The sequence below is a fragment of the Streptomonospora salina genome (assembly GCF_014204715.1).
Classification (GTDB): domain Bacteria; phylum Actinomycetota; class Actinomycetes; order Streptosporangiales; family Streptosporangiaceae; genus Streptomonospora; species Streptomonospora salina.
The window spans coordinates 2,399,154-2,423,046 of record NZ_JACHLY010000001.1 but is presented as its reverse complement, the minus strand read 5'-3'; the positions used below and the strand labels follow the sequence as shown (position 1 = coordinate 2,423,046).

Here is a 23,893-nt window from a genome sequence, read left to right as displayed (position 1 = left end):
TGAATGGAATCAACTGAGGATGAACCGTATTTCGCCGCGATCGCTGCCGGCGGTCTGGGGACCAGGAGATCCGATTGGTCCCGCTATCTTCCCAAAGAGTATTTCCCAGTCGAGGGGAGGCCGGGAATCGTCCTCCTGCTGGAGGAAGTCGCCGAGTTGGGCAACGTGCAGGCCGCGATGGTGCACCACCCCTACTACTCTCCCTTCGCGGCCTGGGCGAGCCGCGTGCTGAACATGCCCGACGCCTACGACCGCATGACCGGCGCCGCGCGCCCGACCCGGACGTCCACTCGGATCAGCGTGGACCTCATCGCCCAGCATGGTCCCTACAGCGACATCACCTCCGTCCTCAACGCCGACGACCACCTCGGTCGCCCTGGCGCCCTCTATGTCCTGTACTCCGACAACCTCTACCCCGACGCGAACCCGGTGCGCTTGCTGCGCGGGTCGGCAGCCGAGACGGCGGTGATCGCGCGCCCGTACACGCGCGACCAAGCCGCCCGGCGCGGTGTGCTGGTGTGCGACAACGGCTATGTGCTGCGGGTGGTGGAAAAGCCCGACGGCCCAACGGCTCAGGAACTGGAAACCCGTCACGGGAGCGGAAACCTCGCGCTGCTGGAAGGGCGGGTGCGAGCGGGGCGCGCGTTCCTGGATTACCTGCACGCATACCGGTGCCCACGTGGGACGGCTGACGAGCCGAAGCTGTCGTTGGCGTTGTCGTCCTATGCCCAGACCGCGCCGGTTCGGATCCGGCGGATCGACACCCCGGTCACCGATCTCGGAGCGCCTCTACCGTCAGCCTGCTGATGGTGGGCTATGGAATCGGAACCGTGTTGAAGATGTGTGGCAGGAAGGGGAGCGGGGCGGCCAGTAGTCTGGGGGCGTTGTGGTCGGCCGTGTGGCGGGCTTCGGAACCGGAAGCTCTCATGGTTTTCCGGGGAGGTTCCGAGGTAGGTTCCTGCCTGAGTGGGTGAGTATGTCTGTTCTCGTTGCGCTGTTCCGCGGGGATCGTATGAGCGTTTCGCCTGCTCAGGCGCTGTGGCGGTCGCCGTGAGCGGCGGCCGAGGATCGCAACCCCGGCGGCGGGCTGGTGTCCGACCTCACCCCGATGTGGCGGTCGCCGTGAGCGGCGGCCGAGGATCGCAACGTGTCACAGACCCCGCCCAACCAGCGCATCCTGGACGTGGCGGTCGCCGTGAGCGGCGGCCGAGGATCGCAACGCGTCGAGCGCGGCGGCGACCTCGGGGTCGGCGAGGTGGCGGTCGCCGTGAGCGGCGGCCGAGGATCGCAACGTGGGTGTCGCACCAGCGGATCTGGCCGGTGGCGTCGTGGCGGTCGCCGTGAGCGGCGGCCGAGGATCGCAACTCCACGACCAGCGCCCGGTAGCGGTGGTGCTCGGCGGTGGCGGTCGCCGTGAGCGGCGGCCGAGGATCGCAACTGGACGTCTCCGAGGAAGTGCGTGGCCTCGGGGTGGTGGCGGTCGCCGTGAGCGGCGGCCGAGGATCGCAACACCCGGCCCTTCGCGCGCACCACCGACACGCCGAAGGTGGCGGTCGCCGTGAGCGGCGGCCGAGGATCGCAACACCCGGCCCTTCGCGCGCACCACCGACACGCCGAAGGTGGCGGTCGCCGTGAGCGGCGGCCGAGGATCGCAACGGCCATCCAGCCCTGGACGCTGATCTCGCGCATCCGTGGCGGTCGCCGTGAGCGGCGGCCGAGGATCGCAACAACCACAAGGGCTTCGCCAAGGGCGGCATCGAGTGCTCGCGGACCGCCTGGCGGCCCAGGTCTGTGGGGCCCGCGTGGGAAAAGGTTCTTTTCGTGATTGTGTTGCTGGCTGACCTGGAGTAACGCGTTCATGGTCCTGGTCGCGCCGCAGACGGCGGCGCCGGATCGGGAGGTGGACTCATGGCGGTAACCACGACGGGGGCGGTTGGTGACACGGGCCCGTTGGGGCTCATGCGGCCGGTACCGCGCGGGTCGGGGGCGCCCCGGCGGGCGTTTTGCGGGCAGCGGGCCGCTGAACGCCCCACAGCGGCGACGGCGGCCGGGAGCCGCGCGGGGGCCGGGGCGGCGCCCGCCGATCGGCCCGGGCCCCAGGCGGCGCCCGCGGGGCGGGCTCGGGCCGGGTGGGATGCGGGGGCGGCGGTCCAGGCGTTGTTCGGGGAGCTGCGGCGGCTGGGGATGCGGCGGGTCTACGGCTCGGCAGACGTGAAGATGTCGGTGTTGTCGCTTCCGGCCGGGGTGACGGTGTGGGTGGTGGCCGGGGCCTTCACCTGGCGTGACGCGGACGGGCGGGCGGTGTGGTGGTCGGCGGAGGACGCCGTGGGTGCGGCTCGGCGGCTGGCGGCGGAAGTGGAGCAGCGGTGATCACCGCCGCTGAGCGCGCCTGAGTGGGCAGGCGGTGCAGCGCGGCGAAGATTTTTTTCGGTGCCGGGGACGAGTCGCCGGTGATGAACGCGGGTGCTGGAGGTGGCGCCGGAACCTGAATACCGCTGAGACGGAAGCGTTTTTCCAGTTAACCGTGCATTCAATGGCGGTGATTGCGGGCGGGTGCGGTCCGGTTCGGGCCGCACCCGCCACCGTGTGGCGGCGCGAAATTTCTTGGCTGCGAGTGCGGCGGGAGCGCGGTGTGAGTGCCGGGGGATCGCGGTCTGAGCGGGGTGTGATCACGGCGGCTCTTTCGGTGGTGGGCGTCATGGACGCCTCACCGAAGGGGGAGACCGCTGATGCATTCCGCAGCTGCGTTGCAGGTGGCCGAGCGCGAGTTCGTGCGGCTGGTGCCCGACCCGCTGGAGCTGGAGCGCGGCGACGTCGCGCCGCCCGACGCCGAGAATCCGGCCGGGGCCGTGTTGGACGGGGCGCGCTGGCCCTTGGACCTGCTCTCGGCCCGTGACCTGCTGCTGGCGCCGGGCACCGACCGGGCGAGCAAGGACGCGGTGTGGCGGGCGGTGATCGCCCGCGCGCGGATGTCGCAGGACTGGATGTGCGGCGCCGTCGGGCTGGCCATGCCCGCGCTGAAGGCGGTAGCGCGGCGCTGCTCGCGTGGGCTGAGCGCCGAGGGGGTCGAGGAGGTCGACGCCGAGATCCTCGCGGGGTTCCTCGCCGCGGTGCGGGCGATCAACACCGACTACGCCAACCTCGCCTGGTACCTGCGCTGCCGCGCCCAGCGCGCCGGGCTGCGCGCCCGCCGAAACCACCTGGCCCTGGTGCCGGTCGACGACGCCGGCGACGAGACGGCCCCCGCCGCCGTCACCGACCGCGGCGGGGGCGGGCATCCGGATGCGGTGCTGGAGCGGGCGGTGGAGCGCGGGGTGCTCACCGGGGCCGAGGCCGAACTGATCGGAGCGAGTCGGCTGGAGGAGACCTCCCTGCGCACCTTGGCTGCGCAGCAGGAGGGCGGGTATTGGGCACTGGCCAAGCGCCGCTCGCGCGCCGAGGAGCGGCTCCTGCGTGCGCTGGCCGCCGGGGATCTCGCCCCCGGCCCCGCACCCACCGGGGCCAACCGCTCCGCGGATGCGACCGCGACGTCACGGCTGCGTGTGCGGGCGGTGTCCAATCCGGGCTGGGCCCTGGCTCTTTAGGGGGTGAGTCCGGGCGCACCCGGGTGGCGGGCGGGGTTCTCTCGTCACTCGCCCTGACGCACAGAGGAACCGGGCAGCGGGCTTGCGAACACGCAGAGAGAGGGGGAAGCCCGCCCGCCCCGCCCGCCCCTGGTGCGCCCGGCTCCCACCAACCGGAGTCGACGGTGCGGGGAGGGCCAGCGTGGCCGAAACCAGGAACCCAGGCGCGTGGCGGGAACGGTGGCAAGCCGTGGCCACGGGGGCGGCCGCGGCGGCCGGGACCGCGGTGCTGGCCGCGGCCGCCCTGCTCGGGTGGGACACGGCCGCCTGGGCCCAGGGGGCCGAGGCCTCCACCGCCGAGGTCCGCGAGGTCGTCAACCGCCTGCGCAACGTCATCGTCGCCCTGGCCTCGGCCGTGGGCACCCTGTTTCTGACCATTGCCGGGCTGCGGTGGATGCTGGCCGGGGGAGACCCGTCCCAGGTGGAGGCGGCCAAGCGCGCGATGAGCGGCGCGGGCATCGGATACGCGGTGGCGATCCTGGCCACGGTGCTGATGGCGGTGCTGGACTACATCGTCCAGGGCGGGAACTGACCATGGCCGCCGTGCCTGCGCGGCCGCGCCCGCCCGAACCGTCGCCGGGCGCCCCGCCGCCCGATGCGCCCGAACCCCAGCCGCAGCCGTCCGGGCCGCCGGAGCCCGCACCGGGCCCGGCGCCTCCCGAACCCGATCCCGACCTCCAACCCGAGGAACCCGCGGCGCCCGATACCCCTGCCGGCCCGGATCCGGAAGGCGGGGCAGCGGGCGGCGAGTGCGGGATGATGGAGGTCTCCTGCCACGTGACCGCGTGGTTCGGCGACCTCGTCGCCGGCGCGCTCAACCCGCTGTTCGGCTGGATCGCCGGCATCGCCTTCCGCGTCCCCCAGCCCGGCCACGGCGTCGAAGGGCTGTGGTCGGGCGTCCTGGTGACCACCAACCTGCTGTTCGTGCTGCTGGTGGCCGCGGGCGGCGCCGTGCTCATGGCACGCGAGACCGCCCAGACCCGCTACGGTCTCGGCGAGATCCTGGGGCGGCTCGCCTTCGCCGGCGTGGCCGCCAACTCCAGCCTGTGGATCGCCCGGGAACTGTTCCGCGCCGCCAACGGCACCGCCGAAGCCGTCGGCGCCATGGGCATCGACACCGGGGAAGCCGTGGCCAACCTGCGCGACCGCGCCGAATGGGTTCTGGCCGAGGGCGTGGTCTTCACCGTCCTGCTGCTGGTGGCGCTGGTGGTGATGCTCGTCGTCTGGGTCGTCACCGACGTCGTGCGCGTGGTGATGTCGATCGTGCTGGTGATCGCCGCCCCGCTGCTGCTGGCATTCCACGCCCTGCCCCAGACCAACCGGCTGGCCGCGCTGTGGTGGCGCAGCATGGCCGGGCTGTGCGCCATGCCGGTGCTGCAGTCGCTGGCCTTCATCGCGATGATGCGGCTGTTCTTCGAGGGCCAGTTCGCCCTCTTCGGCCACGTCAACGGCACCGTCTCCCCAGGCGAACAGGTGCCCGAGGGCGAGAACAACCTCCTCTACGACCTGATCATGTTCCTGGTGCTGGTCTACGTCCAGATCCGCATCCCGTTCTGGGTGATGAAGCTGGTGTGGTCGCCGCACCCGGGCGCCTCGCCGATCATGGGCGCCGCCAAGGTCGTGGCGATGATGGTGCTCTACCGGAGCCTGCGGGGCCTGCGGCTGTCCAAGAGCGAGCCGTTCTCCGCCTCCGCCGCGCCGCCGCGGCGGCCGTCGCCGGGCACGGTGGTGCCCGCCCGCCGCCCGTCCACGATGGCTTCGGCCGCATCCGACAGCGGGCCCGGCCGCAGCGCGGGCACGGTGGCGCCGGTGCAGCCCGACGCGTGGTGGTACCGCGACCGGCCCGCACGTCCGGCCGGGGAACTGTCCGGCGGGCGCCGCGAACTGCCCCCGCCCGGGCCCGGCAGCGACGGCCCCGGCCCGCGCCCGCTCCCGCCCCAGCCGCCTGAGGCCGGCCCGCGCCGGCTTCCGGGGCCGCGTCCGCTGCCCGGCCCGCCGCCTGCGCGCCCGCACCCGGACAATCCGGCGCGCGCCGCGGTGGGCGACGGCGGCTTCCCGCGGCGCCCGCGCACCGAGCAGAAGCACCTCTTCCGCCCGCAGCCTCCGGCCACGCCGCCGGAAACGGGGTCCGCGCCGCCCCAGCGCCGGTGGCGCCAAGGGGTGCTGCCCACGCCGCCGCCCGAGCGGGCGCCCGGCCGCCGCACCGCCCCGCGGGTGGGCGAGCTGCTGGATGCGCGAGAGCCGATACCCCAGCGGCGGGTGCGCGGCCAGCTGTCCCTGTTCGCCAACCCGAAGAAGCGCTGGGTCCAGCGCGGCCTGCCCCTGCCCGGACTGCCTCGCCGCAGGAAATAGGAGGTTCACGCGGTGGCTTCGGAAACCCCGGCGGCGCGCTGGCGCGCCTGTATCCCTGCTGACATCGACCGCCCCGAACCGGTGGCCTTCGGGCTGACCGGACGCCAACTGCTCATCGTCGCCCCCGCCGTACTGGTGCTGTGGGGCGGGTTCCTCGGTCTGAAGGAGACCGTGCCGGTGTGGGCACTGGCCGGGGCGGCGGTGCCGCTCGCCGCCGTGGCGCTGGTGCTGGCCCTGGGACAGCGCGACGGAATGGGGCTGGACGCCTTCGCCCTGGCCGCGGCCTCCTGGGCTCGGGTGCCCAAGCGCCGCACCGGCGCCCGATCCGGAATCGCAGGGCGCCTGCCGGCGTGGGCGCCCCGCACGCGCCGGGATCCCCGGTTGGCGCCGTTGCGGCTGCCGGCCTCGGCCATCAGCGCCGACGGCGTGGTTTCCCTCGACGGGCGCGAGGCGGTTCTCATCGCCTGCACCACGGTCAACGTCCACCTGGCCTCGCAGGAGGAGCAGGACGCGGCCATCGGCGCCTTCGCCGCCGTCCTCGACTCGCTCACCCACCCGGTGCAGATCCTGCTGCAGGGCCGCAGCCTGGACCTGGCCCCCTACACGACGATGCTGCGCGACAACGCGGCCGGACTGGCGCATCCGGCGCTGGCCGAGGCCGCCCGCGCCCACGCCGACTTCCTCGACACCCTGCGCTCCCGGTGTGATCTGACCCGGCGCCAAATGGTGCTGGTGGTCACCGCCCGCCCCGGCGCGGCCGAGGGCCCGGCGCCGGTGGTGCGTATCGCCGAGGAGGTCGCCACCCAGCTCGGCGGCATCGGCGTCACCGCCCGCCGCCTGGACGGCGGATGGACCCGGTGGCTGCTGGGCGAGGCCATGGAGCCCTGGCGTGACGCGCCCGCGCGTCCCCGCGAGCCCGACGGCGACGAAGCGGAGACCTGTCCGCCCCCGTGAGGCGGGACGGGACACGCAGGCCGCCGTATCGCCCCGGATCCGCGTCTTCACCCACCACTCAGGAGGACCCGTGCGTCCCACCGCACCACATCGCGAAGGCAGCTCACGCGCGCTCGACGGACCGTCCGTCCGCCTGCATCCGCGCCGCCTGGACATCGAGGGCGCCTGCTGCCAGACCCTGGTGGTCACCGGCTACCCCCGCGAGGCCGGACCCGGCTGGGCCCAACCGCTGCTGTCCTACCCCGGCCGCGTCGACGTCGCCCTGCACATCGACCCGGTGCCCGCTCCGCTGGCCGCCACCCGGCTGCGGCGCCGCCGCGCCCGCCTGGAATCGGCCGGGCGCCTGGACGCCGAAGGAGGCCGGGTCGAAGACCCGCACCAGGCCGCGGCCGCCCACGACGCCACCGAGCTGGCCACCCGCGTGGCCACCGGGCAGGCGCGCCTGTTCCGCGTGTCCTTCTACCTCACCGTGCACGCCCGCACCGTCGAACACCTGGAGGCCGAGGTCGCCAACCTGCGGGCCCTGGCCGCCGGGCTGCTCGTGGACACCCACCCGGCCACCTTCCGCCCCCTGCACGGATGGCTCTCCACCTTGCCGCTGGCCACCGACGCCCTGGCCCAGGCCCGCACCATGGACACCGACGCCATCGCCGCCGCACTGCCCTTCGCCTCCCCGGACCTGGAAGCCGAACTCGCCTCCACCTCGGTGGTCTACGGCGAGAACATCCACTCCGGCACCCTGGTGCACTGGGACCGCTTCTCCCCGGACCTGGACAACCACAACATGGTGGTGCTCGCCCGCAGCGGCGCCGGCAAGAGCTACACCGCCAAACTCGAACTGCTGCGCTCGCTGCTGGTGGGGATCGAGGCCGCGGTCATCGACCCCGAGGACGAATACACCCGGCTGTGCTCCGCCGTGGGCGGCACCCGCATCCCCCTGGGCACACCCGAGGGCCGCATCAACCCCTTCGACCTTCCGCCGGGCGACGAGCGGGCGCTGTCCCACCGGTGCCTGTTCGCCCACACCCTGATCGCCGCCATGGTCGGCGACCTCGGCCCGCAGGAGGCCGCCGCCCTGGACCGCGCGGTCGTCACCGCCTACGCCCGCGCGGGCATCACCCGCGACCCCGCCACCTGGAACCGGCCCGCCCCACTGCTGGCCGAGGTGGTCACCGCCCTCGGCGAGGACGACGAACAGGCCGGGACGCACCTCGCAGTGAAACTGGGGCGCTACGTCACCGGCCCCGCCGCCACCCTGTTCGACGGGCCCACCACCGCACCCACCTCCACCCACCTCACCGTCTACACCCTGCGCCACCTCCCCGAAGAGGTGCGCACCGTGGGCATGCTGCTGGCCCTGGACCGCATCTGGAACCGCATCGACACCGAAGAAGCGCGCCCGCGCACCATCACCGTCGACGAGGGGTGGGTGCTGCTGCAGAACCCGATCGGCGCCCGCTACCTCTACAAACTCGCCAAAGCCGGCCGCAAACGCTGGTGCGGACTCACGCTCATCACCCAGGACGTGGGCGACGTGCTCGCCACCGACCTGGGGCGGGCGATCGTCGCCAACGCCGCCACCAGCCTCCTGCTGCGCCAGGCCCCGCAGAACCTCGACGCACTCGCCGAAGCCTTCGGCCTCTCCCACGGCGAGCGCCAGATCGTCAGCACCGCATCGCGGGGACAGGCCCTGCTGCTGTCGGGGGAGCGCCGCGCCGGGGTGTGCGCCCTGGCCTCCCCTGCCGAGGACGAGTTGGTGACCAGCGCCCCGGCCGAGGTCGCAACCAGCGCCGACGACCACGCTACGGGGGCACATCGGTCCGCGGCAGACGGCACCGGCGCCATCGAGCCGCCCGGCGACGGCCCGAGGACGACCACCGATCCCGACACAGCCCGGGGCGACGAGCACGCCGGCGAGGACAGCGACGACGCGGCCGAGCAGCGCGGATGGTGACCCCGCCCGACACCGCCGCTCTCCTGGCCGCGGCCCCGCTGCTGAGCGCTGCGACTGCGGCCGGTGCCGTGCTCTACGTCCTGGGCGTGTTCGCCGCACGGGTTCTGCGCTATCGCTGCCAGGAGCCCGGCGCCCGCGTCATCGACGTGCTCCCGCCTCCCGAAGCCACTCTGGAAGGCGCCCAGGCGTTCTGGACCCACACCCTGGGCCTGCTCAAACCCCGATGGCAACGGATCTTCCTGCAACCCCACCTGGCCTGGGAATACACCGCCTCAGCCGCCGGTATCGGCATCCAGATCTGGGTGCCCGGCACCGTCCCGCCCGGCGTGGTCGAACGCGCCGTCGCCGCGAGCTGGCCCGGCGCCACCACCCGCACCCGTGCTCCCGCCCCGGCCGTGCGCCCCGGCGCCCAGCACACCGGCGGATGGCTCACCCTGGCCCGCAACGACGCCTACCCCCTGCGCACCCGGTTCAGTGACGACCCGATGCGCGGCCTCCTCGGCGCGCTGGGCGACCTGGAACCCGGCCAGCGCGTGTGCGTGCGCGTCTGCGCCCGCCCCGCCAGCGGGACCCGCGCCCACCGCGCCCGCCAGACGGCCGCCCGCATCCGCGGCGCCAGCACAACCGACCTGCTCGCCGACGCCCTCGCCCCCACCCGCGGCCGCAACAGCGCCACCTCGCCGGACGCGGGCGACAACATCCGCCAGATTCTGGCCAAAGCCAATGCTCCCCGCCTGGCCTGCCAGGTCAGCTACCACCTGACCACCGACACCGACGGCCCGCCGGCCGCCGAAGCGCTGCGCGGGCGCGCCCACGGAACCGCCGCCGCCTTCGCCACCCTCACCTCGGGAACCAACCATCTGAAGCGCCGCCGCATGACGGCCCCGGCCGTGTGGCTGGGGCGCCGCTACCTCTCCCGCGGCTACCTGCTCAGCACCGACGAACTCGCGGCGCTGGCCCACCTGCCCACCGACACCGCGGTGCCGGGCCTGCCCCGGGCCGGAGCCCGGCGCATCGCCCCCACCCCGGCGGTTCCCACCGGCGGCGAGGCCACCCGGGTGCTCGGCGACGCCGACGCCGGGAGCCCACGCCCCATCGCGCTCGGGGCGCCCGAGGCCCGCCAGCACACCCACATCCTCGGTAAAACCGGCTCGGGAAAATCCACCCTGATCGCCAACCAGGTGCTGCAGGACGCCCACGCGGGCCGGGCCGCACTGGTCATCGACCCGCGCGGCGACCTCGTCACCGACGTCCTCGCCCGCCTGCCCGCAGAGGCCGCGGACAAGGTGGTGCTGTTCGATCCCGACGACAACGCCGTCCCGCCCCGCCTCAACCTGCTGCACGGCGGCGACCCCGACTTCATCGCCGACTCCGTGGTCGGCATCTTCCGCCGCATCTACGCCCACTCCTGGGGACCGCGCACCGACGACATCCTGCGCGCCGCCACCCTGACCCTGACGCGCGCCCGCGACCCCGAGCTGACGCTGGGCGACATCCCGGCGCTGCTGTCCGACGACGCCTTCCGCCACGACACGCTCGCCGGCCTCGGCGGCGGCCACGACGCCCTGCACGGGTTCTGGCGCTGGTACGACACCCTGCAACAACCCGCCCGGGCCACCGTCACCGGCCCGGTACTGAACAAACTCCGCACGGCGCTGCTGCGGCCCTGGGTGGCCCAGGTCATCGCCTCCGGGGCCTCCACCATCGACCTGGGCGAAGCCTTCGGCAGCGGCGGACTCGTGCTGATGCGGCTGCCCAAAGGCACCCTCGGCGAAGACACCGCCAGCCTCATCGGCTCCATGGCCCTGGCCGCCACCTGGCAGACCGTCACCGCCCGAGTCGCCTGCCGCGAGTCACAGCGGCCGGACCTGGCGGCCTATATCGACGAATGCCACAACTTCCTGAACCTTCCCGGGTCGCTGGCCGACATGCTCGCCGAAGCCCGCGGCTACCGGCTCGGGCTCACCCTGGCCCACCAGGCCCTCGACCAACTTCCCGCCGAACTGCGCAAGGCGCTCTCGGCCAACGCCCGCACGAAGATCTACTTCACCTGCTCACCCGAGGACGCCGACCGCCTCGCCGAGCACACCACCCCCGAACTCGGCTCCCACGACCTGGCCCACCTGGGTGCCTACCAGGCCGCGATCCGCCCTCTGGTCGGCGCCCGCGAACAGGCGGCCGCCACCCTGCGCACCCGCCCCCTGCCGCTGCCCGAGCCCGGCCGCGCCACCTCCATCCGCCACGCCGCCCGCCGCCACAGCGCCGAGTACTGCCCGCCGACCGACCCGGGGGACTTCTGATGACCACCCACACCCGCACCGAAACCGAGCCCGAAGTGGCACACGATCGCCTGGCCGAGCTGGCGCGCCTGCTCACCGACCGCGACCGCGCCATCGTGGCCGACGTGGGCGACCACCGCGTCATGACCACCCACCACCTGGCCCGCCTGCACTTCACCGGCCCCGACACCTCCCGGGCACGGCGCCGCCTGGCGGCCCTGCACCGCTACGGCCTCCTCGACCGGTTCCGGCCGATACTGCCCCCGCCACGGGGCACGGCCCCATGGCACTGGGTGCTGGCCGCCGCAGGCGAACACGTCTACGCCGACATCCACGAACTCGACCAGCCCGCCCGGCGCCCCGGAAGCCGCATCCGCCTGGCCAACTCCACCCACCTGCACCACACCCTGGGGCTGGCCGACTGCTACACCGCCTTCCGCGTCGCCGAACGCCGCGCGCCCGGCGCCGAACTGGCGCGGTGGCGCACCGAAGCCGACTGCGCCCGCCGCTGGGGCCGCCACATCCGCCCCGACGCCTACCTCCGCTGGCACCAGCACGGCCGGGGGCTGGAGGCCTTCCTGGAATACGACAACGGCACCGAGCACTATCCGCAGGTCGTGCGCAAACTGCGCGGCTACACCGACCACGCCCGCGCCCACCGGCGCACCGCCCACATCCTCTTCGTCGCCCCCACCCGCACGCGCACGGACCGTCTCGCCGACGCGCTGGCGCCCCACACGAGCGACCGCGTCGTCGTCCATGTGACCACCGCGGACCTGCTGCAGCGCGAGGGTCCGGAGGCGCCGATCTGGCGCCCCGCCCACGAGGACGCCGCCGAACCCCTGCACGCCATCGCGACCTGACCCGCCCCGGGCCCGCCACCACGCCGACGAGGGGAGCCACCGGGGTGCTCAAAGCCGCGATCGCCGCCACGGCGAGTGTGCTGATGCTGCCGGTGCTGCTGGCGACCATGGCCACCGGCGCCGCCGACCGCGGCCGGGCACCGGATCGTGTCGCGGGGATCGACCCGATCGTCCTCGACGCCTACACCCGCGCCGCCGCCACCCTGGCGCCCGAGTGCCCCGGACTCACCTGGGCCGTGCTCGCCGGCATCGGCTCCGTCGAATCCGACCACGCCACCGGACACGACATCGCCGCCACCGGCGACATCACCCCGCCCGTCATCGGCCCCCGCCTGGACGGCACCGGCGCAGGCGGCAACACCACCCCGCACCACGACACCGACGACGGCCGCTGGGACGACGACGCCACCTACGACCGCGCCGTCGGCCTCACCCAGCACCTGCCCGCCACCTGGGCCCGGCGCGGACGCGACGCCGACGACGACGGCGCGGCCGACCCGCACAACGCCTACGACGCCGCTTTGACCACCGCCGCCGGACTCTGCCGAAGCGACACCGGCGGCGGCGTCGATCTGGCAGACCGTGACCGGCTTCGTGGAGCGCTGTTCGACTACAACCGCTCCGAGGCCTACGTCGACGAGGTCCTGGCCGAGACCGACCGCTACACCGCCCTCGGACAGGTGGCGACGGGCAGCGGGGAGGGCAGCGCCCAGGGTCGAGCCGCGGCCGAGTGGGCGCTGCGCCAGGTCGGCAAGCCCTACGTCTGGGGCGGTACCGGGCCCGACGGGTTCGACTGCTCCGGCCTGGTCATGCGCGCCTGGCAACATGCCGGCATGGACATCCCGCGCGTGACCACCGACCAGTACCGCATCGGCCCCCCGGTACCTGTGGACCACCTGCAGCCGGGCGACCTCCTCTTCTACGACACCGGCGGTCCAGGCTCGGCACCGGCCCACGTCACGATGTACGTCGGCGACGGAAAGATGGTCAACGCGCCTTCGACCGGTAAGACCATCCGCGTGGAACCGGTGAGCTCGGACTACTACAGCCCCTTGCTGATGGGGATCCGCCGACCATGACAGAGCCGCTCGGCCAACGGCTGAAGGGCTTGCGCCTCACCTACGAGGAACCTGTGGCGGTCGGCTCATGCCAGTCGAATGCCACACGGGTGTGGTGCTTGTCGATCACCGGCCCGGTAGGAAGGTTCGCGTCGGCCGCGGGCCACACCTCGATGCGCGGCCCATCGCCGCCGCGCTGATCCACGTTCCAGGCGCGCACCAGGTCCACGACCCGGGCGGCGAAGGCGCCGCGGTCGGGCCCGAGTGCGTGCACCCCCAACTCCGTCGACGACGGATCCCCCTCCGCATCGCGGTGCACGACGTAGGCCAGGCTCCGGCCGTCGTCTGCGACGGCCGCCATCGCACACGTCGGGTTCCGCGGCACCACCGGTCCCGTGTCCAGCTCGGGATCCACCGCCATGCTGCAGAACCCGGGCAGGTAGGAGGCCAGGTACAACTGCAGCGTGCCGATGTCCTCCCGGGCGCCCACGGCCACTCCGGACCAGGTCTCCTCGCGTGCGGTGGCGATGGTCTCCTCCAACCCGTGGGCTCCGGGCACCACACCGTCGTCGAAGCTTAGACGCACCGCCTCAGTGCCGAGCGGGCGCAGGACTTCGTAGGCGTGGGTGCCGGCGCCCTGAATGGGCACGAAACCGCACACGTGGGCCGAGTCGCTGACCAGACGGTCGCCGCTGGGCTCGAAGGCGATGGAGCGCGTACGTGTGCGCATGCGTAGCGGAACGACCAGCCGCCCTTTGGGAGTGAGTTGCTCGGCCCAGGCGGGTGGGATGTCCCAGGTGCCGACCGTGACCAGGATCCGGTCGAACGGGGCGTGCTCCGGCGCGCCGTGCTCGGCGTCGTCGGTGACGACGTGTACCCGGTCCCCGTAACCGTTTGCCGCCAGCAGTTCGCGGGCGCGGGCGGTGACCTCGGGGTCGATGTCGAGGGTGGTGACCGCGCCGTCGGATCCGACGATCTCGGCGATGAGCGCGGCGTTGTAGCCGCCAGAGCCGATCTCCAGCACCCGCATGCCCGGCTCCAGGCGCGCCTGCTCCAGCATCCTCGCCTGAATGTGGGCCGCCGAGACCGAACTCAGCGAGGTGCCGTCCTCCGCGCGCTTGGTGACCACCGCCGTGAACGGATCGTAGGCCTCTTCGAGGTCGGCCTCGGGAATGAACGCATGCCGCACGACGCGGCGCATCGCCTGTTCGATCTCGGGCGCGGTGATGGTTCCGTAGTCGACGATCTCGTCTACGAGCTGATCACGCAGCTGCCGGGCGCGGTCCGAATCGGTCATATAGCTTTCCTCTCGGCGGTTCGGGGCGTATGGGGACGTAGGGAAGGGCTCAGACAGCAGCGGTCCTCTTGCTGATGCCGAGCCGAACTCCAGGCGGTGAAAGCTCACGTGCCTGCGCGAACGCCTCTGCGTGCAGTAGTCGTGGCTCTCTTGCGCTCCCTGCCCCGGCCTGCCTCGGGTCGTGGGGCGGGATCTAGAGTGGCGTCCATGCGTGCCACCCAGTGGAAAATCCATGGCACACGCCTGGTCGACGAGAACCGCCACATCCGGCTGTCCACGATCGACGTGGAATTGCCCGACGGCACTAGGTTTACGCAATACGCTGCGAAAATGCCGCCGGCTGCCATGACACTGGTGGCCGACGACGAGTGGCGGGTCCTGCTCATGTACCGCCACCGCATCCTCATCGACCGGTGGGTTTGGGAACTGCCCGGCGGTTACGTCGACCACGCCGAGGACATCCCCGCTGCCGCGGCGCGCGAAGTCGAGGAGGAAACCGGGTGGCGACCGCGATCGATGGAGGAGCTGTGCACGTTCCAGCCCGCCATCGGCAGCGTGGACCAGCCTCAGCTGATCTACCTCGCCCGCGGTGCCGACCGCACGGACACCGCGCCGGACGTGAACGAAGCCGAGGACGTCGGCTGGTTCGGGCTGGATGATGCGGTCGAAATGATCGACCGGGGCGAGATTGTCGGGGCGTCGACGGTCGTGGCCCTGTACCGGGCGCTTAGCTTGCGGTGACCGACTGCATCCGCTCAGAGAACTCGGCGACCGGCTGGGACACGAGCCCGCAGGGCCGCCGTCGGCTTCTCCGAAAGGTTCTGAGTTCAGGGGGTTTCCTGGTCGCTATCGAATTCGAGGTTGTGCAGCGCTGCGAGGATGTCGTGGAGGTCGATGTCGGTGCGGTCCTTGAACGGTTCCCATGCTTTGAGAGCGTCGGCGATCGCGGTGATCGCGCCGGGAGGCAGTCCGGATTCGTCGAGTGCCTGGGCGGTATCGCGCATCTCCGGCTCCCAGCGCCACGCGCGGCCGGCCAGTGCGGGCAGCTTTGCGGGGTCGGATGCGGGATGTGCCCACCCCTCGACGCTGTCGGTCAACGCCTCACCCACCCCGTAGTCGGCGGCCAGGGCATGACCGAGGGCGGCGAGCATGCGGGAGCCCTTTTGCACCGTGGATTGCGCCATCTTCAATCCGGAGGCCCGGCCAACCTGCGGTCCGAGTGCATGGAACTCCACCGCCGTGTCGGCGAAGGAGTCGCCGATCCGGCTGAGCAGGTCTTCGGGGCCGGAAGCGAAGAATCGGGTCGGTACGGCAGGGGTGCGGTCTACGGGAGGCGGCCCGATGACGCAGGCATCCACAACCTGGGAATGGGGCAGCTTCGAGGCGATGGCCTCCACTCGTCCGGGCCGTATCGCATTGGCCTCGACGTAGACGCCGTCGAAGCCCTCACGCTGGACGGCGTCGGCGGCGGCTTCCGCCTGGGCCGGTGGTACAAGCGAGAGGACCACTTCGCTGGTCTCGACGAGCTCCGCCAACGATCTGGGTTCCAGTCCCGCTTCCTCGGCTCGACGCATGGACGTATCGCTGCGTCCGTCCGGGCACCATAGGACGCGGCATCCATTCGAACGAAGCTGTGCCGCGACTGCGGCGCCCATCTGCCCGGGGTGGAGCAGGCCGATCGTGCTTGTCATGCGTTGACCTCCGCTCGGGGGAGACTCTGTCGGGAGTACTCGATGTAGTCGTACAACTCGTCTCGGACGTCCCGCAGCGGCTTAACCGCCCGGCACGAGGGCTGGTCCAGGATCGCGGTCAACTGCAGCATCCGCAGCACGATGACCTCGATGCGCCTGTCCTCCATCGCTGAGAAGACAGGCCGCAGATCCGTGGCGATGCCCTCATACTCACCACGCAGAATCCGTGCGGTGGCCAGATCGAGGCGGGCGAGGCTCATCTCTCCGCTACGCCGACGCGTATCGGAGTCGGTCGCGTCATAAGGACGACCGTCTCAGCAAGCGATGAGCGCGTGCGAACCGTCCGACCATGCCCGCGGAGGCTTAGTAAGCGGCGGCCATCTCCGCTTCGGATAGCCGCCGTTGGTCGGATCCGAAGGGATACGGAGCGGAGTTCGGCTTCAGCACGAGCCACGCACAAGCGAGCGGGGCCGCTTGGTGACTGCGCTGACCGACGGAGCCCCGGCGGGGAGGTTCCTACACTGCCCTCATGGCCGCTTCCCGCACGCTGTATCTGGTGGTCTCGGCCGCTCCCGCGCCCGAGGGCATCGCCGATCTGGTGGAACTCCTGCAGGACCAAGGGTGGGAAGTCGTCGCGCTATCGACTCCCACCGGAACGAACTTCCACGACCCCGCGGAGCTGGCGAGTCTGACGGGGCATTCTGTGCGCGTGGATTACCGCATGCCCGGCACCGGCTCGCCCATGCCCAAGGCCGACGCGGTACTGGCGTGTCCTCTCACGTTCAATTCCGTGAACAAGTTCGCTCAGGGCATCACCGACAACATGGCGATCGGGCTGTTGTGCGAGATGACCGGCTACGGGGTACCGACCCTGGTGGTACCGCATTGCAAACCCCAGCTCGCCGCCCACCCGTCGTTCGGCCGCTCCCTCCAGACCCTGAGCGAGATCCCCCGCGTGACGATCCTGTTCGACCCCGATGCCCCGTACCACCGACGCATGCCGACCTGGAGCCGTGTCACCGACACCCTGAACGATATGACTCCCTGAGGAGGCCAGCCGTGGACGCAGCCACGCGCGGGCAGACCATTCGGCGCGCCCGCAAGCGCCGCAACCTTTCCCAGGCCGCACTGGCCGGACTCGTCGGCCGCTCCGAGTCGTGGCTCTCACAGGTCGAGCGTGGAAAGCGCAAGGTCGACTCACACGAAGCCCTCACGCGCCCGGCCGAAGTCCTGCGCATCGATATCCGCGATCTGACAGGCGACGAGGCATCCGACCGCATCGGCGCACGCTACGCCTGGTAGGCCCCGGTCAGCGGTAGGTGCTCCAGCGGGTCCGGGTGTCGTCGGCACGCAGTGTGCGGTAGCGGTGCTCCCATTGCTCACGCAGCCCGGGGTTGCTCACCAGGTTCGGAAGCACCGAGGTGACCAGCTGTAGCTCGCGTACTCGCCGCAGTGTCGCGAAGCCCGGCCAATCCATGACGTCGAAGCCGTAGCCGGCCGCCAGTGGCGTGTGCGCGTCCTCGGCGTAGTCCATACGCACTTTGCCGACGGCCGCGGGCGTGAGGTCCCATTCGCGCGGCCCGACGCTGACACTGTCGAAATCGCAGATTACGGGGCCGTCTGGACCGGGGATGAGATTGCCGACGAAGGCGTCGCCGTGGATGGCGCCGGGGTGCAGCGCGTAGTCGAGCCGGGTCAGCTCCGCGTCGAGTTCGTCGCAGCGGGAACGGAGCCAGTCCCGGTCCCCGGCCGGTAGGCCTTCGGCGTCGTCGATCCGGCGGCGGAACTTGGGTACCGGGTCCCACCGCGGTAGGTCGAACGCGGGCGGGGGAAGGCTGTGGATCCGGTGCAGGATGCGCCCGAGGTCCGCACCCCCGGGCGCGGGGCCGCTCGGTTCGGTGTAGTGCCAGAGAGTCGCGGCGTGGACGCCGACCATGACCGGTTGCTCGACGCCGGGCAGCAACCGCACGGCGGGGACCTCGTGTTCGGCCAGCCACCGGGCGACGTTCACGACGGTGGTGGCACGGTCCCGCACCGGGGCGGACCCCGCGATGCGGACCACGACGGAGTCGGCGGGCAGTACGAAGGCGGCGTTGTTGGTGAACTTGATGAGGCGTGCGCCGCGTGGGTCCAGCCCCGCTGCGGCGCACACCTGAGCGAGGATCTCGCTGAGCCGCTCCCTTGTGAGCGCGTCGTTCTCCGGGAATGTCGTATTCGGAGTCGTCATGCTAAGTGGAGCGTAGCAATCCGGTCGGCCAGTTCGGCTGGCTCCCCGCGGGATCGCGCGGCCCGTGCCGCCCGCTCGACGGGCGCCAGTCGCTGGGTGACGCGACGTGACCGGAGGCGTCCGGCCACGTCGGCGGCTTGGTGGCCGACCGCGACACCCTCGTCGATGTCGCCTTGGGCCAGGTGGGCGGTTGCGAGTGCGGATTGCTCGAAGGCCTTGCTGCGCTCCATGTCGGCATCGCGCATGTGCAGGCCGCGCAGGAGGTTCTCGGTTGCTCGTGCCTGGGATCGGGGCGTCTGCGTTGTGAGGGATACGCTCGCCACCCCGGTCATCGCGTAGATATCGGCTTCGCAGAAGAAGCGGACCCAGGAAGGGGCGTGGGTGGGGTCCGCGCGTGTGAATTCGTCCTGAGCTCGTTGCAGCGACTGAAGTGCGCCGTTTTCGTCGTCGAGCAGCGCCAGGGCCCAGGCCTCGTTGGCGCACAGCAGGGAAACCGTTAACGTGCAGGAGCTGTTCTGGGCCTCCAGCTGGCCGAGCTGGAAAAAACGCAGGGCATCCTGGTAAGACCCTTGATGCAGGTAGAGGCGTCCTGTCCGATAGAGGATGTTTGCCGATAGCGACGGCGCTCCGGAGCGTTTCGCCTCCACCAGTGCGTGAGCGAAGTACCGGCGGGCGCTTCCGTGGGCTCCGGTGTCGAAGGCCGACCAGCCGGCCAGGTTGTACAGATCCGCCAGGGCGACACGCAGGCGATGGGACACATCAGGGTCGCCCTCGGCCTGCGTGTACCGCCGGGCTCGCTCGAGGTAGGCGGCGATGGCGTCCATGGCAACTCCGCCTCCGTAGCGGTAGTCGGCAGCACGCACGATCTCGGTCATCGCCTCCAGGTGCTCGACGTCGGCGTCCTCGACCCTGCCCGGGATCGAAGCGGTATCAGGCCCTTCCGGCGCCTCGAAGTCGCCATCGACGATGCCGACCGTGATGTGGGCGGCATGGGCGAGCAGCCACCTCGGTTCTTCGGAGTCGTCCTCGTTTGGAACGCCCCGGTCGGCGACCGGGGCCCGCCCAGGAACTACGGTTTCGCCGAGGTGTGGGGCGTGGCGTGCAGCATCGTCCCCCAGCCGACGGAGCGCGTCGCGGACCTTGGTCGCGTTGTGCACAGGGCGGCCGGCTTCGAGTTTCGAGACGGTGCCCTGAGCCAAGCCGGAGCGCCGGGCAATGGCTTCTTGAGTGAGCTTGGTATTGGCGCGCAGCGATTGGATGACCGCGACGATGTCCTGTTCGGAGACGGCGCGGCGAACGTCGCTGCGCTTCCAGAACTCCTCGGGGACGCATCCGCACCCATGCCTACCGCAGTTTCCGCAGACCACAGCAACGACTCCCCTCTCCCTTGTCGAATATTCCGCGGGAATACTGATTATTCCACGGAGAATAGATATTCGAGCCCTTCCGCGGAAGACTGGTTTACATGACGCCGGAAAAGTTCTCGGTGGAGTCCTTGCACCGCCTGCGTACTGAGTATCCAGGGTGGGACATCCGCTTCCACTCCGCCCCTCACACACCCGATGCAGGGCTGTTCGTAGCCAGCCTCGTACCGGCGCCCGGACTTCTGAAGGGCCTTCTGACCACTGCCGCTCCGACGGAGGAGGAGCTCCGTCGGAAGCTGGAGGTGCACGACCGTGTGGCGCGGGCGATCGCCGATGCCGCAAGCGCGGCCCTTGGAGAACCCGCCGAGGTGCCCGAGGTGGTTGTGCAGCTGCGGCGGCGACATCCCCTGTGGCGGATCCGCTACGAGGCGGGGCTTGGTGGTGGGGGCCGGTTCGTGGCTACCCGCGTTCTGACGGCCGAGTTAGTGGTCCTGGGGCTGCTGGAGGCCGTAGTCGCCGACGACGCCACCGATCTCGCCCACCGCTTGGCCTACCAGGACGCCCTCACCCTCGGCGCGGCAGCACTGACCGACGCCCCCACTCTTGCCTGCGCCGACGAGCCGACCGCCGTCGCCGACCTGGTCGCCGGTTGCGAGGAGCTTCTGCGCCGCGCCGCCGGAAGCCTCTGAGGCCGCGCCACCCCCGGAACCAGGCCAGGTGCCCTCGACCGCCCCCTCTCTCCCGTGCGAAAGCGACTCCCCCATGACGTCGGCCCCGGACCCCCCACCGCCACCGCCGCTGTTGCGGCTGGACGATCCCGCCCTGGACCTGCCCACCGCCCTCGACACCCTGCCTGAGGAGCACTTCCAGCGCGGACTCATCCCCGTCGAGCTGGAACAGGGCGTGCCCGCCTGGCTCATGATCACCCTGGACTGCCTCCAGCGCGTCCTCAAAGACGAACAGCGCTACGCCCGCGACCCCCGCGCCTGGCACGACCTCTGGAACGGCACCATCCCCGCCACCAGCCCGCTGCAGGCGCTGTATCCGCCGCGGCGAAACGCCCTGTCGGTCGACGGCGCCGAACACACCCGGCTGCGCGAGGCCGTGACCGGGGCACTGGAGGACGTCGCGCTGTCCCGCGTCCCCCACCAGGTCAGCGAGACCGCCGACCTGATCGTCGACGGGTTCTGCACCCGCGGCGAGGCCGACGTGGTCTCCGAATACGCCTCCGTGCTGCCGCTGCTGGTGCTGTGCCGCCTGTTCGGCATGGACCAGTCCGCGGGGCTGCGGGTGGGCATGGCCATGCAGCGCCTCTGGGACGGCCAAGCCGACGCCGGCCACGCCCACCACCAGCTCCAAGACCTGCTGATCGGCCACGCCGCCCACCGCCGCGCCCACCCGGGCCGCGACATCACCACCGGCATGATCACCCGCGGCCTCGACGACGAAGAGATCCGCGACCAGCTCGCGCTGATCATGGCCGCCGCCCACGACCCCATCGCCCACACCGTCACCAACACCCTCGCCGACCTGCTGCAGACGTCGCGGCTGCACATGGTCGGCTCCACCTGGCTGATCAGCGAAACCCTCAACCACGGGATCTGGCACCACCCGCCCCTGGAGACCCTCGTCGGCCGGTTCCCCACCGTCGACGGCCTCGAACTGGGCGGCTACCGGCTGCGCCGGGGCGACTGCCTGGTCATGGGCTTCGGCGCCGCCCAGCGCCACCAGCTGCGCACCACACCGCCCGGACCCTCCAACCGGGCCTACCCGGTGTTCGGCATGGGCCCGCACGGCTGCCCCCGGCTGGGCCGCGACATCGCCCTGTCCACCGCCCAGACCGGGGTCGAGCGCCTCCAGCAGCGCCTGCCCGACCTGCGCCTGAGCCAAGAACCCGCACAACGGCGCGCCTCCACGGTCATCGCCGGACGCCGCGCCCTACCCGTCACCTTCACCCCCGCCCGCCCCCTCACCGCACCCGCCGCTACACACCAGGAGAACCCGTGGAATCCCTCCCCCGCCCCACGTCGCGCATCCGCCTCGAACTCGACGACCCCGCCACCAACACGCAGCGTCTTCGCGAAGCTGGCCCGGTGGCTGCGGTCGAGCTAGCCGGCCTGCACCTGTGGGCCGCCAGCGGCGACGAGGCCCTGCGCACCGTCCAAGGCGACACCAGCGGCACGTTCCTGCGCGGCGCCGAGAACTGGCCCGCCCTCCAGCGTGGCGAGGTGGATCCCGCGCACCCGCTGGTGGCCCTGGTAGGCGACCTGCGCAGCCTCCTCGCCCTCAACGGCACCGACCACGAACGGATCCGCCGACTCCTGCGCCCGGCCTTCACCCCGGCCGCCGTCAAACACCGCCGGGGCCAGATCGAGGCCGTCACCGACCGCCTCCTCGAGGGGATGGAAGCCGCCGGGCCGCGGGTGGACCTGCTGGACTTCGCCTGGCAACTGACCGTGGAGGTGTTCCTCGACCTGTTCGGACTCGGCCCCGAGCACGCCGAACGCTTGAGCGACATCACCACCCGCGCCTTCGCCCTGAGCGACCCCGGCGTGCACGCGGAGGCCCGCGCCTACATCGCCGACCTGCTCGACCACACCCCGCCTGAGGCCGCCGGCGGCGACCTGCTCTCCCTGCTGGCCGCGTCCCACCGGGCGGGCGACGTGTCGCGCGCCGATGCCGTCGACACCTGCTACCTGCTGATCGTCGCCGGCTTCGACACCACCCTGGGCGCCCTACTCAACGCCGCCCAGGCCCTGGCCACCCACCCCGACCAGCGCGACCTCGTCCTGACCGGGCAGGTGGGCTGGTCGCCGGCGATCGAGGAGTGCCTGCGCCGCTACAGCTCCGTGGCCACCCTGCCGATCTGTTTCACCACCCGCGAGGTCGAGCTGTGCGGCACCGAGCTGCCCGCCGGGGCCGGGGTGCTGCTGGGCATTTCCGCCGCCGGACTCGACCCCCACCGGTGGAACGACCCGGAAACCTTCGACGTGACCCGCAACCCCAAGGGGCATCTGGCCTTCGGCCACGGGCCGCACCTGTGCCTGGGCGCCCACCTCGCCCGCCTGGAGCTGGAGACCGCCCTCTCGCGCCTCTTCGCCCGCTTCCCCCACCTCGCGGTGGCCGGCGAGGTGCCGCCGCTGCCCAGCTTCATGATCCGCCGCCCCGCCAGCCTGCCCGTGGACCTGACCCCCGGCGCCACCCGAGCCGCCTGACCGCTTGCAACCTCCAACTGCTGACATGACTGTCCCGACGCACTACCCGCCCCCTTGGGAAAGCCGATGACATTCGACGATCTCGCGCCCAGCGCAGTCGCCGGTTTCACCACCACTCAGGCGACCCCGGCACGCATTTACGACGCCCTGCTTGGGGGCAAGGACAACTACGCCCCGGACCGCGAGGCCGCTGGGCGAATCAAAGAACGCGAGCCAAACGCCGAACTGGTCGTCCACGCCAACCGCTACTTCCTGCGCCGAGTCGTGAGCTACCTCGTCGGCGAAGCCGGCATCCGCCAGATCATCGACCTGGGCTCCGGATTGCCTGAGCAGGACAACGTCCACCAGGTCGCCCAGGACCTCGCCCCCGAAACCCGGGTCGTCTACGTGGACAACGACCCGATCGTCCTGGCCCACGGCCGAGCCCGCCTGGCCGACAACCCCAATACCACAGTCGTCACCGCCGACCTCCGAGACACGTCCGCGGTGCTGCACGCCCCGGAAACCCGCCACCTGATCGATCTCACACAGCCATGGGCACTGCTGGCGATCGCGGTCTTCCACTTCGTTCCCGACGACCCCCGCAACATCGTCGGCGCCTACCGGGCCCACATGCCCCCAGGCAGCCACCTGGCGGTAAGCCATCTATCCCATGACGCCACCACTCCCGAGGTTGCCCGAGAGATCACCCGCATCTACCAGGACGCCACCGCGCCGATGGTCCTGCGCGCCCACGCGGAAGTCACTGCCATCTTCGAGGGAATGGCGCTCGTACCGCCGGGACTGCCGCTGATCATGAACTGGCGCCCGACGGGCCCGCCCCGCGAGCCCGAGCGCGCATGGCTCTACGGCGGCGTGGGTCACCTCCCCGAACGACGCCACGATGCGGGCGACGTGCGGTGAGGCCGAGCGGCGCCATGACCTCACGGTCTCCCTGCAACCGCTTCCTCCATGCCCCCGTCCCGGACGCTGTCGCATGTTCCACCACCGGCCGTGTTGAAGCTCTCGCGCTTTCG

22 protein-coding genes and 1 CRISPR repeat array are annotated in these 23,893 nt (G+C 71.7%); of the genes, 17 read left to right on the top strand and 5 right to left on the bottom strand.

From position 1 onward, the window contains the following. Window positions 1–3: 3 nt before the first annotated feature. The 10 genes from HNR25_RS11055 to HNR25_RS11010 all read left to right on the top strand — a co-directional run bounded on the left by HNR25_RS11055 (window position 4) and on the right by HNR25_RS11010 (window position 13,104). A complete protein-coding gene (locus HNR25_RS11055; protein ID WP_184634742.1) occupies window positions 4–807 on the top strand; it encodes a sugar phosphate nucleotidyltransferase in 804 nt (267 codons plus the stop codon). Between the two features lie 231 nt (window positions 808–1,038). Beyond that, window positions 1,039–1,728: direct repeats of the CRISPR family, unit length 37 nt; unit sequence GTGGCGGTCGCCGTGAGCGGCGGCCGAGGATCGCAAC. A gap of 429 nt (window positions 1,729–2,157) precedes the next feature. After that, on the top strand, window positions 2,158–2,370 hold the full coding sequence (locus HNR25_RS11050) for a hypothetical protein (protein WP_184634740.1): 213 nt from the start codon (window positions 2,158–2,160) through the stop codon (window positions 2,368–2,370). Window positions 2,371–2,729: 359 nt separating this feature from the next. After that, complete coding sequence (locus tag HNR25_RS11045) at window positions 2,730–3,584, top strand: sigma-70 family RNA polymerase sigma factor (protein ID WP_184634738.1); 855 nt, start codon at window positions 2,730–2,732, stop codon at window positions 3,582–3,584. A 181-nt stretch (window positions 3,585–3,765) separates the two neighbouring features. Further along, window positions 3,766–4,155 carry a pilin gene (locus tag HNR25_RS11040; protein WP_312862486.1) on the top strand — a complete coding sequence of 130 codons (390 nt, stop codon included), beginning with the start codon at window positions 3,766–3,768 and terminating at the stop codon, window positions 4,153–4,155. A gap of 2 nt (window positions 4,156–4,157) precedes the next feature. Next, on the top strand, window positions 4,158–5,975 hold the full coding sequence (locus HNR25_RS11035; RefSeq protein WP_221457507.1) for a TrbL/VirB6 family protein: 1,818 nt from the start codon (window positions 4,158–4,160) through the stop codon (window positions 5,973–5,975). Window positions 5,976–5,987: 12 nt separating this feature from the next. Next, window positions 5,988–6,929 (top strand): PrgI family protein, encoded by a 942-nt coding sequence (locus tag HNR25_RS26835; protein ID WP_184634734.1) that lies wholly within the window; start codon window positions 5,988–5,990, stop codon window positions 6,927–6,929. Window positions 6,930–6,999: 70 nt separating this feature from the next. Beyond that, a complete protein-coding gene (locus tag HNR25_RS11025; protein ID WP_184634731.1) occupies window positions 7,000–8,883 on the top strand; it encodes a VirB4 family type IV secretion system protein in 1,884 nt (627 codons plus the stop codon). After that, entirely contained in the window at window positions 8,877–11,183 is a 2,307-nt protein-coding gene (locus HNR25_RS11020) for a type IV secretory system conjugative DNA transfer family protein (protein ID WP_184634729.1), read from the top strand. Before HNR25_RS11025 ends, HNR25_RS11020 begins: the two co-directional genes overlap by 7 nt. Beyond that, on the top strand, window positions 11,183–12,025 hold the full coding sequence (locus HNR25_RS11015; RefSeq protein WP_184634726.1) for a replication-relaxation family protein: 843 nt from the start codon (window positions 11,183–11,185) through the stop codon (window positions 12,023–12,025). Before HNR25_RS11020 ends, HNR25_RS11015 begins: the two co-directional genes overlap by 1 nt. A gap of 44 nt (window positions 12,026–12,069) precedes the next feature. Next, window positions 12,070–13,104 (top strand): C40 family peptidase, encoded by a 1,035-nt coding sequence (locus HNR25_RS11010; RefSeq protein WP_312862485.1) that lies wholly within the window; start codon window positions 12,070–12,072, stop codon window positions 13,102–13,104. Between the two features lie 40 nt (window positions 13,105–13,144). Here HNR25_RS11010 and fxlM read toward each other — a convergent pair whose 3' ends face one another. Further along, window positions 13,145–14,380 (bottom strand): methyltransferase, FxLD system, encoded by a 1,236-nt coding sequence (gene fxlM / locus HNR25_RS11005; protein ID WP_184634724.1) that lies wholly within the window; start codon window positions 14,378–14,380, stop codon window positions 13,145–13,147. Window positions 14,381–14,587: 207 nt separating this feature from the next. Here fxlM and HNR25_RS11000 point away from each other — a divergent pair, with 207 nt between their 5' ends. Then, the gene (locus HNR25_RS11000; RefSeq protein WP_184634722.1) at window positions 14,588–15,121 is read left to right on the top strand and encodes an NUDIX domain-containing protein; all 534 of its coding nucleotides are present in this window, start codon (window positions 14,588–14,590) and stop codon (window positions 15,119–15,121) included. 86 nt (window positions 15,122–15,207) lie between these two features. Here the strand turns inward: HNR25_RS11000 and HNR25_RS10995 are convergent, their stop codons facing one another. Together HNR25_RS10995 and HNR25_RS10990 are read right to left on the bottom strand one after the other, a co-directional pair. Beyond that, window positions 15,208–16,071, bottom strand: a complete 864-nt coding sequence (locus HNR25_RS10995; protein ID WP_184634720.1) for an NAD(P)-dependent oxidoreductase — start codon at window positions 16,069–16,071, stop codon at window positions 15,208–15,210. Then, window positions 16,068–16,238 (bottom strand): hypothetical protein, encoded by a 171-nt coding sequence (locus tag HNR25_RS10990; RefSeq protein ID WP_184634718.1) that lies wholly within the window; start codon window positions 16,236–16,238, stop codon window positions 16,068–16,070. Before HNR25_RS10990 ends, HNR25_RS10995 begins: the two co-directional genes overlap by 4 nt. A 362-nt stretch (window positions 16,239–16,600) precedes the next feature. Here HNR25_RS10990 and HNR25_RS10985 point away from each other — a divergent pair, with 362 nt between their 5' ends. Then, complete coding sequence (locus HNR25_RS10985) at window positions 16,601–17,119, top strand: flavoprotein (RefSeq protein ID WP_184634716.1); 519 nt, start codon at window positions 16,601–16,603, stop codon at window positions 17,117–17,119. Between the two features lie 11 nt (window positions 17,120–17,130). Then, a complete protein-coding gene (locus tag HNR25_RS10980; protein WP_184634714.1) occupies window positions 17,131–17,373 on the top strand; it encodes a helix-turn-helix domain-containing protein in 243 nt (80 codons plus the stop codon). Window positions 17,374–17,380: 7 nt separating this feature from the next. On the opposite strand, the gene HNR25_RS10975 is transcribed toward HNR25_RS10980, so the two are convergent. After that, the gene (locus HNR25_RS10975) at window positions 17,381–18,298 is read right to left on the bottom strand and encodes a phosphotransferase enzyme family protein (RefSeq protein ID WP_184634712.1); all 918 of its coding nucleotides are present in this window, start codon (window positions 18,296–18,298) and stop codon (window positions 17,381–17,383) included. Then, on the bottom strand, window positions 18,295–19,665 hold the full coding sequence (locus HNR25_RS10970) for an NsdA family TPR-like regulatory protein (RefSeq protein ID WP_184634710.1): 1,371 nt from the start codon (window positions 19,663–19,665) through the stop codon (window positions 18,295–18,297). The genes HNR25_RS10975 and HNR25_RS10970 overlap by 4 nt, the downstream gene beginning before the upstream one ends. Before the next feature lie 98 nt (window positions 19,666–19,763). On the opposite strand from HNR25_RS10970, the gene HNR25_RS10965 reads away from it, so the two are divergent. The 4 genes from HNR25_RS10965 to HNR25_RS10950 all read left to right on the top strand — a co-directional run bounded on the left by HNR25_RS10965 (window position 19,764) and on the right by HNR25_RS10950 (window position 23,780). Next, complete coding sequence (locus HNR25_RS10965; protein WP_184634708.1) at window positions 19,764–20,351, top strand: hypothetical protein; 588 nt, start codon at window positions 19,764–19,766, stop codon at window positions 20,349–20,351. A gap of 73 nt (window positions 20,352–20,424) precedes the next feature. Then, window positions 20,425–21,774 carry a cytochrome P450 family protein gene (locus HNR25_RS10960; RefSeq protein WP_184634693.1) on the top strand — a complete coding sequence of 450 codons (1,350 nt, stop codon included), beginning with the start codon at window positions 20,425–20,427 and terminating at the stop codon, window positions 21,772–21,774. Beyond that, window positions 21,666–22,877: a cytochrome P450 gene (locus tag HNR25_RS10955; protein WP_184634691.1), complete on the top strand. Its 1,212-nt coding sequence runs from the start codon at window positions 21,666–21,668 to the stop codon at window positions 22,875–22,877. The genes HNR25_RS10960 and HNR25_RS10955 overlap by 109 nt, the downstream gene beginning before the upstream one ends. A gap of 66 nt (window positions 22,878–22,943) precedes the next feature. Further along, entirely contained in the window at window positions 22,944–23,780 is an 837-nt protein-coding gene (locus HNR25_RS10950; protein ID WP_184634689.1) for an SAM-dependent methyltransferase, read from the top strand. Window positions 23,781–23,893: the final 113 nt, after the last annotated feature.